This is a genomic window from Phycicoccus jejuensis, assembly GCF_044797865.1.
In the GTDB taxonomy this organism is placed as follows: Bacteria; Actinomycetota; Actinomycetes; order Actinomycetales; family Dermatophilaceae; genus Phycicoccus; species Phycicoccus jejuensis.
The window spans coordinates 2,496,407-2,508,496 of sequence record NZ_CP085209.1; the positions used below are offsets into that span (position 1 = coordinate 2,496,407).

The following is a 12,090-nucleotide window of genomic DNA, read 5'->3' on the forward strand; positions in this document are numbered from 1 at the left end:
TCTGGCCCGGGGGCAGCCGGCGCTCGCCATGTCACCGACGGTCACCGGGAGGCCGGGGAGCGTGCGGTGCAGGACGTCCACCATGGGCTCGGAGAGTTCTATGCCGTGCACCTCGAGGCCCCGATCGGCGAGAGGGATGGCCACCCGCCCGGTGCCGACGGCCAGCTCGAGGACGGGCCCGTCCCCGGCGAGCGCAGCCAGCGCGTCGACGGCGGGATCGAGGACCTCGGGGGCGAACATCCCGGCCGACACCCGGTCGTAGCGTTCCGCGGTCGCGCGGTCCCACAGGTCGCTGCTCGTCATCGGGATCACGATGCCGTCCTGCCCGGATGCGCGCCACCGGTTTTGCCCTCGTGCGGACCGCGGGGCGCCCACCTATGCTCGGCCTCGTGAAGGTCGTCATCCCGGGGGGAACCGGTCAGGTCGGAGGCATCCTGCGCAGGGCGCTCGCGGCGAGCGGGCACGAGGTCGTCGTCCTCAGCCGCAGCCCGCAGCAGCTCGAGGGCGGGGTGCGGCACGTCGTCTGGGACGGGCGGACGGTGGGGGAGTGGGCGCGCGAGGTCGACGGTGCCGACGCCGTCGTCAACCTCGCGGGTCGGACCGTCAGCTGCCGCTACACCGAGCGCAACCTGCGCCAGATGATGGACTCGCGCGTCGACTCGACCCGTGCCGTCGGCCGGGCCCTCGAGGCCGCCGCCGCGCCGCCGCGGGTCTGGCTGCAGATGAGCACGGCGACGATCTACGCCGACCGCCGCGACGGCGCGCACGACGAGGCGACCGGCATCATCGGCGGTCACGAGCGGGGGGTCCCGGACTACTGGGAGTACAGCGTGCGCATCGCGCGGGCGTGGGAGGCGGCGCAGCAGGAGGCCGACCTGCCGCACACCCGCCGGGTGGCCCTGCGCGCCGCGATGGTCATGAGCCCGGACCGGGGCGGTGTCTTCGACGTCATGTCGTGGATGGCCCGTCTCGGCGTCGGCGGGCCGGTGGCCGGAGGGGAGCAGTACGTGTCGTGGATCCACGACACCGACTTCGTCCGCGCGGTGCTCCTGCTCCTCGAGCGCGACGACCTGTCCGGTCCGGTCAACCTCGCCGCCCCCGGACCCGTGACCCAGCGCGAGCTGATGCGCGGCCTGCGCCGCGCTTGGGGCGGGCGCCCTGGCCTGCCGGCCACCGCGTGGATGGCCGAGCTGGGCGCGCTGGTCCTGCGCACCGACACCGAGCTGCTCCTCAAGAGCCGCCGGGTCGTGCCCGGACGCCTCCTGGAGGCGGGCTTCGAGTTCGAGCACCCCATTTGGGACGAGGCGGCCCGAGACCTGGTCAGCCGCCGCCGAGGGCGCGGCGCGACGGAGCCCGTGCCGGTCCTCGGTCAGAAGGGCGGCGCTTCGCCGGGGTCGTGACGGCGCTCGGCGACTCTGCGACGGTGCGGCGACAGGTCGACCGGGGGCCACCTCGTCACATGCTGCAGCTCGACCCGGCAGCCGTCACGTGGTCGCCCGGCCAGGGCGGCGGACTCGAGCCGGTGCTCGAGCGCCGAGTGCGGGCCGTCGGGGACAGCCAGACGGGGTGCGGCCGTCGAGGATGGCGCCGGAGCCTCCTCTTCGGTCCGCCGCAGGACGAGCCCGGGCGGGTCGGGTGGTCGCGTGGTCCGGGTGCGACCGGCCGGGTCGAGCCATGTGAGCTCGCCGTCGGCCGAGAGCGTCACGCGCCACCCCGGACGCTGCTTGACGCGGTGGTGTCGACGGCAGAGGCAGACGAGGTTGGCGGCGTCGGTGGGACCGGCCGGCCAGGGACGGACGTGGTCGACGTCGCAGAACCGCGCCGAGACGGGGCAGCCGGGGAAGCGGCAGTGCCGGTCCCGGTCCCGGACGAACGCGGCGAGGCGGGCGCCGGGGCGGTAGGCGGCCGTGGCGAGCCATCCGGCCTCGACGAGCACAGGATCGGGGCCGCCGGGGCCGACGACCTCGACGAGCGCGTCGGCCGGGAGGTCCGCGACGGCCGCGGACGCCATGACGACCCGGACCTCGACCGAGGCGTGGGCGACGACGAGGTCGGTCAGCGCCTTGGCCCGGGCACGGTCGATCGTGGCGCAGGTGCCGTCGGCCACGTAGCGCTGCGCGAGGTCGTCGACGGCGGCCCAGGCCGGGCACGCCTCCTCGGAGGGGAAGGTGCCGAGCCAGGTGTCGACCCCGGGCTCGTCGGCCCAGCGCCGCAGCGAGGAGGCCGCACGCGCGCGGACCGCTCGCTGCCGGAGCAGGTCGGGGGAGAGGCGGGCGAGGACGCGACGGACCCTGCGCCGCAGCCGGCTCGCGTCCTCCCGCTCGAACCACGGTGCGACGGCGTCGACGACCGTGCGGGCGACGTCGGCCGGTGCCTCCTCGAGCTCCCGCGCCACGACGTGGGCGCGGTGGGCGTCCAGCGCGCCGCAGGCCATCGCCGTGTGCAACCCGCCCAGCCCGGTGCACGACGGGCTGCCCTCCGGTCCGTCGGCGGCCCGGCGGACGGCGTCACGGACCCGCGACTCGGCGGCCTGCGGCGACAGGTGGAGGACGCCGCTGACCACGGCGGGTGCGTCGAGGGAGACGTGCCCGGGCGCCCGGTGCCTCTCGACGAGCTCGCCGTCGTCGAGCACCATCGGCTCGATGGCGGCGAGGCGCACGAGCACCTCGTCCTCGCGCGCGGTGGCGACGTCGACGAGCGAGCGCAGGGCGCCGAGCGCCTCCGCCCACTCCGCGCTCGACCCCGACGAGGCGGCGAGCGGACCGACCGCCGTGAGCGTCTCCCTGGCGCTGCGCACGGCATCGAGCACGTCCTGCGGTGCGGCTGTGGTGGGCATCCGGCTCCCCCTCCCCTCGTGCCCCCATCCTACCGGCGGGCACCGACAGGCCCTCTCGTTCTCCACAGCCCGATCGGGGCTCACCGCAGCCTTTTTCGCACCACAGGACCCACCTGACGCAGGGCGTCAGCGCCGTCGGACCCACCGCGCCCGCGCGGGTGGGGCTAGCCTGCGGTCATGCGTCTGGGACTGGCCGGCGGGTACGCCGGGATGGGCATGGGTGAGGACCTCCTCGACCTCGTGCAGGAGGCCGACCGGCTCGGCTACGCGTCCGTGTGGGTGGCCGAGGCCTACGGGTCCGACAGCCCGACGGTCCTCGCGTGGCTCGCCGCCCAGACCGAGCGGATCGGGCTGGGTGCGGGCGTCATGCAGATCCCGGCCCGCACGCCCGCGATGACGGCGATGACCGCGGCGACCCTCGACACCCTCTCCGGGGGGCGTTTCCTCCTCGGCCTCGGGGTGTCCGGGCCGCAGGTGAGCGAGGGCTGGCACGGGGTGCGCTTCGCCGACCCGCTCGGTCGCACCCGCGAGTACGTCTCCATCGTCCGGTCGGCGCTGCGCCGCGAGGCCGTCAGCCACGACGGCGAGCACTTCACGCTGCCGCTGCCCGACGGCGCCGGCAAGGCCCTCCGCCTGACGATCCACCCGCCGCGGCAGGACCTGCCCGTCTACCTCGCCGCCGTCGGCCCCCGGAACCTGCGCCTCGCCGGCGAGGTCGCCGACGGGTGGCTCGCCGTCTTCCTCTCGCCGGAGCACTCGGCCGACCAGTTCGCGGCCGTGCGCGAGGGGCGCGAGAAGGCCGGCCGGGGCACGCCCGAGGACCCGATGGCCGGCTTCGACATCGTCGCGTCCGTCCCCGTCGTCGTCACCGACGACCTCGAGGCCGCCCGCGCCGCCGTCGCCCCGTACACCGCCCTGTACATCGGGGGGATGGGCAGCCGGGAGCAGAACTTCTACAACCGGCTGGCCCGCCGGATGGGGTTCGACGAGGCCGCCGACACCATCCAGGACCTCTACCTCGCCGGCCGTCCCCGCGACGCCGCCGACGCCGTGCCGATGGAGCTCGCCGACGCGACGGCCCTCCTCGGCCCGCCGGAGCGGATCGCGGAGCGCGTCGGCCGGTACGCCGACGCGGGGGTGACGACCCTCTCGGTGGCGCCGTACGCGCGAACCACCGAGGAGCGGCTCGCCGTCCTGCGGCTGATGGCCGACGTCGTCCGCTGAGCGCGGCGTTTGGGCGATGACGGGGCGCGCCCCCTAGTCTCGTCGGGTGCCCGTCGAGCTCTCCTACTTCCAGGCCGTCGTCCTCGGCGTCGTCGAGGGACTCACCGAGTTCCTGCCGATCTCGTCGACCGGACACCTCACGATCGCCGAGCACCTGCTGGGGCTCCCCGTCGACGCCAACGCGGTGACGGCGTACACGGCCATCATCCAGATCGGCGCGATCGCCGCGACGTTCCTCTACTTCGCGCGCAAGATCGGCCGCCTGTTCATGGCGTGGGTGAACGGCCTGCGCGACACCGGAGCCCGCGAGGCGCGCGACTACCGGCTCGCGTGGGTCGTCATCGTCGGGTCGATCCCGGTCGGCCTCGTCGGCTTCGCCCTCAAGGACGTCATCTCGGGACCGCTGCGCAGCCTGTGGGTCGTCGCGGCCGCCCTCGTGCTGTGGAGCGCGGTCATCTGGTGGGCCGAGTCACGCCACGACGCGCTCGAGGCGGCCGGCACCCAGCGCGACGAGACGCAGCTGACGCTCAAGGACGGCCTCGTCATCGGCCTCGTCCAGTGCTTCAGCCTCATCCCCGGCGTCTCCCGCTCGGGCGCGACGATCTCCGCCGGGCTCGCCCGCGGCATCAACCGCGTCACGGCGACCGAGCTGTCGTTCTTCATGGCCATCCCGGCCCTCACCGCCGCCGGCCTCTTCGAGCTCGTCGACGCGTGGGACGACCTCAAGGTCCTCGGCGCCGGCCAGATGCTCGTCGGCATCGTCGTCGCGTTCGTCACCGCCTACGCCTCGATCGCGTGGCTGCTCAAGTTCGTCGCGAGCAACTCGCTGCGCCCGTTCGTCTGGTACCGCGTGGCCCTCGGCCTCGTGCTCGCCGGCGCCCTCGCGGCGGGCCTCATCACCGCGACCTGACCGGCCCCTCGCGCCCGCGCCGTCACTGGGGTGACGCGGATGTTGGCGCGGGACGCGGATGTATCCGCGTCCTCCGTGAGCTTCCGCGTCGTCACCGTGACGGCGCGGAAGTTCACGCCGATCGCGATGTCCGTTGACACGGCCGGGCGGGGCCTGCGACGGGCGCACGCCCGGGGTCAGAGCCAGCCGGCGCGCTTGAAGAGGCGGAAGAGCGTCGTGCACCCGAGCGCCATGACACCGAGCACGGCGAAGTAGCCGTAGTGCCAGCGCAGCTCGGGCATGTTGTCGAAGTTCATCCCGTAGATGCCGGCGATCATCGTCGGGAGCGCGGCGATGGCGACCCAGGCCGAGATGCGGCGCATGTCGTCGTTCTGCTGTACCGACACCTGGGCCAGGTGCGCCGAGAGGATGCCCGACAGCAGGTCGTCGTAGGACTCGACGTGGTCGAGCACCGACTGCAGGTGGTCGGAGACGTCGCGCAGCTGCAGCCTCAGCTCGCCCTCGGGCACGGGGCTGCGGGGCGAGTGGTGGAGCATCTTCAAGGGCTCGGCCAGGGGCAGGACCGCGCGCCGGAACTCCAGCACCTCGCGCTTGAGCCGGTAGATGACCGCCGTGTCGGTGCGCGCGTCGGAGAAGACGGCCGTCTCGATCTCGTCGAGGTCGGTCTGCACCTCGGCGTCGATCTCGACGTAGCCGTCGACGACCCGGTCGAGCACGCCGTGCAGCACGGCCAGCGGGCCGGCGCGCAGCAGCTCGGGGTCGGCCTCGAGGTGGGCCCGGATGCCGGTCAGCGGGGTCAGCTCGCCCCGGCGGACGGTGACGACGAAGTAGTCGCCGACGAAGACCATCACCTCGCCGGTCTCGATGTCGGAGGTGCGGTCGATGTAGCGCAGCGGCTTGAGGACGACGAAGACGCTGTCGTCGTAGAGCTCGACCTTCGCGCGCTGGCGCCCCTTGACCGCGTCCTCGACGGCGAGCGGGTGCAGCTGGAGCTCGACGTTGACGTCGTCGAACTCCTCCTGCGTCGGGTCCTTGAGCCCGATCCACAGGAACGAGGTGGGGTCGGCCGAGGCACGCAGGCCCTCGAGCTCGTCGGACAGGTCCCCGCAGGTGCGGCGGTGCCCGTCCTCGTAGATGGCGCGGTCGACGATCACGGTGGCCATTGTGGGTGACGCGTGGGCCGAGCACGGGGTGCGACGCCTACAGTTCACTCTCGTGGCGATCGTCCTCCTCCTGCGGCACGGGCACTCGACGGCGAACGCCGAGGGGGTGCTCGCCGGCTGGACCGAGGGCGTGGGCCTGACCGACACCGGTCGCGGGCAGGCCGCCCGGGTGGCCGAGCGGCTCGCGCCGCTCACCGTCGTGCGGGCCGTCAGCAGCCCCCTCCAGCGGTGCCGCGAGACCGCCGCCGTCGCCGTGCCGGAGCTCGAGGTCGGCACGGACGAGCGCCTCGGCGAGTGCCACTACGGCTCGTGGACGGGGCGGAAGCTCGCCGACGCCGCGAAGGACCCGCTGTGGCGCACCATCCAGGACGACCCCGCCGCGGCGACCTTCCCGCCGTCGGACGAGCACGCGGGGGAGTCGCTCGGGCAGATGGCCGAGCGCGTCGTCGGCGCCGTCCGTGCCCTCGACGCCGAGGTCGAGGCCGAGCACGGGAAGGCCGCCGTGTGGCTGGCCGTCAGCCACGGCGACCCCATCAAGGCGGTGCTCGCCGAGGCGGTCGGGGCGGGCATCGGCGGGCTGCAGCGGGTGCGGGTCGACCCCGGCTCGGTCAGCGCCGTCCACGTGACACCGACCCGGATGGTCCTGCTCACGAGCAACACCCACGGCGGCGACCTCGCGGGGCTCGTCGCCATGCCGACCCAGCACGCCGCCGGCGACTCGACGGTGGGCGGGGGAGCGGGCTGACCGGTCGGAGGGGTTCGCGGTCCCGGCGTTGATCGACCGTCACTCCTGCGAATAGTGTGCAGGAGTTGTTGCACACTGTTCGCAACAACAACCGTCGACAGCCGGAGGTCACCATGCACGTCCCCGACGGGTTCCTCGACGCACCGACCTCCGTCGCCACCGGCGTCGTGGCCGCGGGCGTCGTCGGGGCCTCCCTCGTGCGCGCCTCCCGGCGCGAGCTCGACGAGCGCACCGCGCCGCTGGCCGGCCTCGTCGCCGTCTTCGTGTTCGCCGCCCAGATGGTCAACTTCCCGGTCGGGGCCGGTACCTCCGGGCACCTGCTCGGGGCGGCGCTCGCCGCGGTGCTCGTCGGCCCGGCGACCGCGACGCTCTGCCTCGCCGTCGTCCTCGCCGTCCAGGCCTTCCTGTTCGCCGACGGCGGCGTCACGGCGCTCGGCACGAACGTCGTCCTCATGGGCGTCGTCGGCGTCTGGGTCGGCTACGCGGTCGCCCGCGGCGTGCTGGCCCTGCTGCCCAGGCGCCTCGCGAGCATCCCCGTCGCGGCCTCCGCCGGCGCGTTCGTCAGCGTGCCCGTCGCCGCGCTCACCTTCACCGGCCTCTACGCCGTCGGCGGAGCAGCGCCGATCCCGCTCGGCACGCTCGCCGCGACGATGGTCGGCTGGCACGTCCTCATCGGGCTCGGCGAGGCGGCCATCACCTTCCTCGCGGTCACGAGCATCGTCGCCGCCCGTCCCGACCTCGTCCACGTCGCACGCGGTCGGATGCCCGCGCTCGAGCTGCGCACCCCGGAGCCCGTCGCATGAGCACCGCCACCGACACCCCGCGCGTCAGCACCCGTCGTCTCGTCGTCGTCGGGCTGGCCGTCTGTCTCGTCATCGCCGGCGTCGTCTCCTTCTACGCCTCCAGCCACCCGGACGGCCTCGAGCACGTCGCGGCCACCCTCGGCTTCGAGGGCGTCGCCCGCGACTCGGCTGCGGCCGGGTCGCCCCTGGCCGACTACGGGGTCAAGGGGGTCGGCGACGCCCGGCTCTCCGGCGGCCTCGCCGGTGTCATCGGCGCGGTCGTCACCGGCCTGGTGATGTTCGGCCTCGTGCTGCTCGTGCGTCGCCGCGGCCACCGGACCCACGACTGACGTGGGGTCCGGCCCCGGCCGGCACCTGCACGTCGAGGGCCGCTCGGTCCTCCACCGGCTGCCCGCCCACGTCAAGCTCGTCGGCCTCGTGGCGTTCGTCCTCGCCGTCGTCGCCGTGCCCTCCGAGGAGCACCCGGCTCTCGGCGCGCTGCTCGCCCTCGCCGTCGTGCTCCTGCTCACGGCGCGGGTCCCGGCCCGCCACGTGCTGCCCCGCCTCGCCGTCGAGACGCCCTTCGCGGTGTTCGCGGTCGTCCTGCCGTTCGTCGCGGTCGGCCCGCAGGTCGCCCTCGGACCGGTCACGGTGTCGCAGACCGGCCTCACCGCCGCCGTGGCGCTGCTCCTCAAGGGGACGACCGGCGTGCTCGCCGCCGTCACCTTCGCCGTCACGACCCCGCCCCGCGACCTCGTGCGGGCGCTGCAGCACCTGCGGGTGCCCGACCCGCTCGTGCTCATCGCCTCGTTCATGGTCCGCTACCTCGACGTCGTCGCCGACCAGCTGCACCGGATGAAGGTCGCCCGCCTCTCGCGGGGGTTCTCGGCCCGCTCGGTGCGCTCGTGGCCGGCGCTGGCCGCCGGCACCGGCGCGCTGTTCATCCGCAGCTACGAGCGCGGCGAGCGCGTGCACCTGGCGATGGTCAGCCGGGGCTGGAGCGGGTCGATGCCCGTCACCGCGCCCCTGACCGCCACCGGCCGCGACTGGGCCGTCGGCCTCGCACCGGCCGCGGTGGCGCTCGTCGTCGCCGTCTCGACGAGGATGGCCGGATGACCACCCCCGTCCTCGACCTCCGCGCCGTCGCGTACGCCTACCCGGGCGGCCACCAGGCGCTCTTCGGCGTCGACCTCCACGTCCACCCGGGGGAGCGGGTCGCGCTCCTCGGCCCCAACGGCGCCGGCAAGACGACCCTGGTCCTGCACCTCAACGGCGTCCTGCTGCCGGGCCACGGATCGGTGACGGTCTCGGGCCTGCCGGTCGTCGAGGAGAACCTCCTCGAGGTGCGCCGGCGTGTGGGCATCGTGTTCCAGGACCCCGACGACCAGCTCTTCATGCCGACGGTCCGCGACGACGTCGCCTTCGGACCGGCCAACCTCGGCCTGCGCGGCGCCGAGCTCGAGGGCCGGGTCACCGAGGCGCTCGAGGCGGTCGGGGTCGGTGACCTCGCCGACCGCGCCCCGCACCACCTGAGCTTCGGCCAGCGCCGACGCGTCGCCATCGCGACCGTCCTCGCGATGCGCCCCGAGATCCTCGTCCTCGACGAGCCGTCGTCGAACCTCGACCCCGCGTCGCGGCGCGAGCTCGCCGAGATCCTCCACGGCCTCGACGTGACCATCCTCATGGTCACCCACGACCTGCCCTACGCGGTCGAGCTCTGCCCCCGGTCGGTGGTCCTCTCGGAGGGCACGATCGTGGCGGACGGGCCGACTCTCGACCTGCTCCGGGACGAGGACCTCATGGCCCGCCACCGCCTGGAGCTGCCGGCGGGGTTCTCGATCTAGGGTGGGTGCCATGCCTGCCACCGTGTTCGACCCGCCGGAGCGCTTCGTCGCCGGCACCGTGGGCCCCCCGGGCGGCCGCACCTTCTTCCTCCAGGCCCGGGGCGGGGGTCGCACCGTCTCGGTCTCGCTGGAGAAGGTGCAGGTCAACGCACTCGCCGACCGGGTCAACGACCTGCTCGACGCGCACGCCGAGGGCGCGGCCACCGAGCCGCTGGGCGAGGGCGACACCGACCCGCTCGACGCCCCCATCGAGGACGAGTTCCGGGTCGACACCCTCGCCCTCGCGTGGGACCCCGAGCGTCGTGTCCTCGTCATCGAGTGCCACGACCAGGACCCGGAGGAGACCGACGAGGACGGGCTCGAGACCCTGCGCGTCGTCCTCGACCCGGTCGCGGCGCGGGCCTTCGCCCGGCGCTGCGGCAAGGTGCTCTCCGCCGGCCGGCCCGCGTGCCCGTTCTGCGGCCAGCCCCTCGACCCCACCGGCCACATCTGCCCTCGTGCCAACGGGTACCGGCGCTGACCTCGAGGAGCTGCTGACCCACGGCGAGCTGACGCCGGTGGGCCGCATCCAGGGCTCCTCGAACGGCGCGCTCCTCTGCTTCGTCGGCGACCCGGCCGACGAGGTGCTGGCCATCCACAAGCCCGAGATGACCGAGCGCCGGCTCTGGGACTACCCGGACGGCACGCTCGTGGCCCGCGAGCGGGCGGCGTGGCTGGTCAGTGAGGCCGGCGGCTTCGACGTCGTCCCGCCGACCGTGCTGCGCGACGGTCCGCGAGGGCACGGCTCGGTGCAGCTGTGGGTCGGGTCGGTGGGGGAGGACGACACCCCGCCGCTCGTCGACGTCGTCACGCCGGGGGAGGTGCCCGACGGCTGGCTCGTCGTCCTCGAAGGGGAGTCGCCGCTCGGGGAGCCCGTCGTCGTCGCGCACTGCGGTGAACCGGCCCTGCGCACCGTGGCCGTCCTCGACGCCGCGCTCAACAACTCCGACCGCAAGGGCAGCCACGTCCTGCGCGACGGCGCCGCCGTGCGGGGATGCGACCACGGGGTCAGCCTCGGCGTCGAGCCCAAGCTGCGGACCGTCCTGTGGGGCTGGGCCGGCGAGCCGCTGCCGGACGCCGACCTGGCCCGCCTGGAGCGCCTGGCCACCGCGCTGGGCGTCGACCTGCCCGACGCGCTGGAGCCGCTGCTGACCCCCGCGGAGGTCGACGCGCTGACCCACCGGGTCGCCATGCTGCTGCGCCGCCGGCGTCACCCTCTCCCCGCACCGGGCTGGCCCGCCATCCCGTGGCCGGCGCTCTGACCACGCCCCGTACGCTTGCCCGGTGAAGTCGTGGCCCACCCCCTTCGTCCCTGAGGTCCCCGGAGTCGGAGAGCCGCTCCGGCTGCACGACACCAGCCGAGGCGCCGTCGTCCCCGTCGGGGCCGGCGAGGTCGCCCGCATCTACGTCTGCGGCATCACGCCGTACGACGCGACCCACCTCGGGCACGCGGCCACCTACGTGACGTTCGACCTCGTCCAGCGCGCGCTGCGCGACGCCGGGCACCGGGTCGAGTACGTGCAGAACGTCACCGACGTCGACGACCCGCTGCTCGAGAGGGCGGCGCGCGACGGCCGCGACTGGCGCGAGCTGGCGACGTCCGAGATCGACCTGTTCCGCGAGGACATGACCGCCCTGTCGGTCATCCCGCCGGACGCCTACCGCGGTGTCGTCGAGTCGATGGACGAGATCCGGCTCGCGGTGCGGCGGCTGCTGGACTCCGGTGCGGCGTACCGGGTCCCGCTGCCCGAGGGCGAGGGTGACGGTAACGACGTCTACCTCGACCTCGCCCGGACGCCGGACTTCGGCGATGTCTCGCGGTGGACACGGGAGCAGATGCTCGACGTCTTCGCCGAGCGCGGTGGCGACCCCGACCGCGAGGGCAAGCGCGACGCGCTCGACCCACTCCTGTGGCGCGGCGCGCGGGCCGGCGAGCCCTCGTGGGAGGACGAGGTCCTCGGCAGCGGCCGTCCCGGCTGGCACATCGAGTGCACGGCCATCTCGCTCGAGCACCTCGGCCACCCCATCGACATCCAGGGCGGCGGCAGCGACCTCGTCTTCCCGCACCACGAGATGAGCGCCGTCCAGGCCGACGCGCTGACCGGCGACGACGTCTTCGCCCGCCTCTACGTCCACCAGGGCATGGTCGGCTACGAGGGCGAGAAGATGAGCAAGTCCAAGGGCAACCTCGTCCTCGTCTCGAAGCTCCGCGCCGACGGCGTCGACCCGATGGCCATCCGCCTCGTCCTGCTCGCCCAGCACTACCGGACCGACTGGGAGTACACCGACTCCCTGCTGGCGCAGGCCCAGACCCGCCTCGACCGGTGGCGCAGCGCCCTCTCGACGAACGGGGGCGCCGACCCGACGGCGACCATCGCGGCGGTGCGCGCCGCCGTCGCCGACGACCTGTCGACGCCGCGCGCTCTCGAGGCCGTCGACGCGTGGTGCGACGAGACCCTGGCCGGCGCCTCCGGCGAGGACCCCGCCGCGCCCGGGCTGCTGGCCCGGACGCTCGACGCCGTGCTCGGCGTCCGGCTCTGACCGACC

Annotated in this window: 13 protein-coding genes and 1 pseudogene; 11 read left to right on the plus strand and 3 right to left on the minus strand. The window is 74.4% G+C overall.

The genetic code is table 11. The features are described from left to right. Positions 1-84: 84 nt before the first annotated feature. Positions 85-303, minus strand: a pseudogene (locus tag LG324_RS11840) (SAM-dependent methyltransferase); the annotation flags it as partial. A gap of 86 nt (positions 304-389) precedes the next feature. Here LG324_RS11840 and LG324_RS11845 point away from each other — a divergent pair. After that, positions 390-1,400, plus strand: coding sequence for a TIGR01777 family oxidoreductase (locus tag LG324_RS11845; RefSeq protein WP_404348091.1), 1,011 nt, complete (start codon positions 390-392; stop codon positions 1,398-1,400). On the opposite strand, the gene LG324_RS11850 is transcribed toward LG324_RS11845, so the two are convergent. Continuing rightward, entirely contained in the window at positions 1,370-2,836 is a 1,467-nt protein-coding gene (locus LG324_RS11850) for an HNH endonuclease signature motif containing protein (RefSeq protein ID WP_404348093.1), read from the minus strand. The two genes, LG324_RS11845 and LG324_RS11850, sit on opposite strands and share 31 nt — an antisense overlap. Before the next feature lie 177 nt (positions 2,837-3,013). Here LG324_RS11850 and LG324_RS11855 point away from each other — a divergent pair, with 177 nt between their 5' ends. Beyond that, complete coding sequence (locus LG324_RS11855) at positions 3,014-4,060, plus strand: LLM class F420-dependent oxidoreductase (protein ID WP_404348096.1); 1,047 nt, start codon at positions 3,014-3,016, stop codon at positions 4,058-4,060. 46 nt (positions 4,061-4,106) lie between these two features. Next, positions 4,107-4,970 (plus strand): undecaprenyl-diphosphate phosphatase, encoded by an 864-nt coding sequence (locus LG324_RS11860; RefSeq protein WP_404348099.1) that lies wholly within the window; start codon positions 4,107-4,109, stop codon positions 4,968-4,970. A 176-nt stretch (positions 4,971-5,146) separates the two neighbouring features. On the opposite strand, the gene corA is transcribed toward LG324_RS11860, so the two are convergent. Then, positions 5,147-6,124, minus strand: a complete 978-nt coding sequence (corA, locus tag LG324_RS11865; RefSeq protein WP_404348101.1) for a magnesium/cobalt transporter CorA — start codon at positions 6,122-6,124, stop codon at positions 5,147-5,149. Between the two features lie 61 nt (positions 6,125-6,185). Between corA and LG324_RS11870 the strand changes: the two genes are divergently transcribed. From LG324_RS11870 to mshC, 8 genes are all read left to right on the plus strand, one after another. Further along, entirely contained in the window at positions 6,186-6,878 is a 693-nt protein-coding gene (locus LG324_RS11870) for an MSMEG_4193 family putative phosphomutase (protein WP_404348104.1), read from the plus strand. A gap of 113 nt (positions 6,879-6,991) precedes the next feature. Beyond that, positions 6,992-7,681: an energy-coupling factor ABC transporter permease gene (locus tag LG324_RS11875; RefSeq protein WP_030529225.1), complete on the plus strand. Its 690-nt coding sequence runs from the start codon at positions 6,992-6,994 to the stop codon at positions 7,679-7,681. Further along, a complete protein-coding gene (locus LG324_RS11880) occupies positions 7,678-8,010 on the plus strand; it encodes a PDGLE domain-containing protein (protein WP_404348107.1) in 333 nt (110 codons plus the stop codon). The genes LG324_RS11875 and LG324_RS11880 overlap by 4 nt, the downstream gene beginning before the upstream one ends. Position 8,011: 1 nt before the next feature. Next, positions 8,012-8,776: a cobalt ECF transporter T component CbiQ gene (gene cbiQ / locus LG324_RS11885; protein WP_030529223.1), complete on the plus strand. Its 765-nt coding sequence runs from the start codon at positions 8,012-8,014 to the stop codon at positions 8,774-8,776. Further along, on the plus strand, positions 8,773-9,504 hold the full coding sequence (locus LG324_RS11890) for an energy-coupling factor ABC transporter ATP-binding protein (protein ID WP_030529222.1): 732 nt from the start codon (positions 8,773-8,775) through the stop codon (positions 9,502-9,504). Before cbiQ ends, LG324_RS11890 begins: the two co-directional genes overlap by 4 nt. A gap of 10 nt (positions 9,505-9,514) precedes the next feature. Next, the gene (locus LG324_RS11895) at positions 9,515-10,024 is read left to right on the plus strand and encodes a DUF3090 family protein (RefSeq protein ID WP_030529221.1); all 510 of its coding nucleotides are present in this window, start codon (positions 9,515-9,517) and stop codon (positions 10,022-10,024) included. Then, positions 10,002-10,805 (plus strand): SCO1664 family protein, encoded by an 804-nt coding sequence (locus LG324_RS11900; RefSeq protein ID WP_404348110.1) that lies wholly within the window; start codon positions 10,002-10,004, stop codon positions 10,803-10,805. The genes LG324_RS11895 and LG324_RS11900 overlap by 23 nt, the downstream gene beginning before the upstream one ends. Positions 10,806-10,827: 22 nt before the next feature. Continuing rightward, positions 10,828-12,084, plus strand: a complete 1,257-nt coding sequence (gene mshC, locus LG324_RS11905; RefSeq protein ID WP_030529219.1) for a cysteine--1-D-myo-inosityl 2-amino-2-deoxy-alpha-D-glucopyranoside ligase — start codon at positions 10,828-10,830, stop codon at positions 12,082-12,084. The last annotated feature ends 6 nt before the right edge of the window (positions 12,085-12,090 follow it).

Excerpts from the sequence above, each read along its gene's own strand:
- LG324_RS11850 (WP_404348093.1), bottom strand. The coding sequence starts at position 2,836 with ATGCCCACCACAGCCGCACCGCAGGACGTGCTCGATGCCGTGCGCAGC.
- LG324_RS11890 (WP_030529222.1), top strand. The coding sequence starts at position 8,773 with ATGACCACCCCCGTCCTCGACCTCCGCGCCGTCGCGTACGCCTACCCG.
- LG324_RS11855 (WP_404348096.1), top strand. The coding sequence starts at position 3,014 with ATGCGTCTGGGACTGGCCGGCGGGTACGCCGGGATGGGCATGGGTGAG.
- LG324_RS11880 (WP_404348107.1), top strand. The coding sequence starts at position 7,678 with ATGAGCACCGCCACCGACACCCCGCGCGTCAGCACCCGTCGTCTCGTC.
- LG324_RS11875 (WP_030529225.1), top strand. The coding sequence starts at position 6,992 with ATGCACGTCCCCGACGGGTTCCTCGACGCACCGACCTCCGTCGCCACC.
- LG324_RS11895 (WP_030529221.1), top strand. The coding sequence starts at position 9,515 with ATGCCTGCCACCGTGTTCGACCCGCCGGAGCGCTTCGTCGCCGGCACC.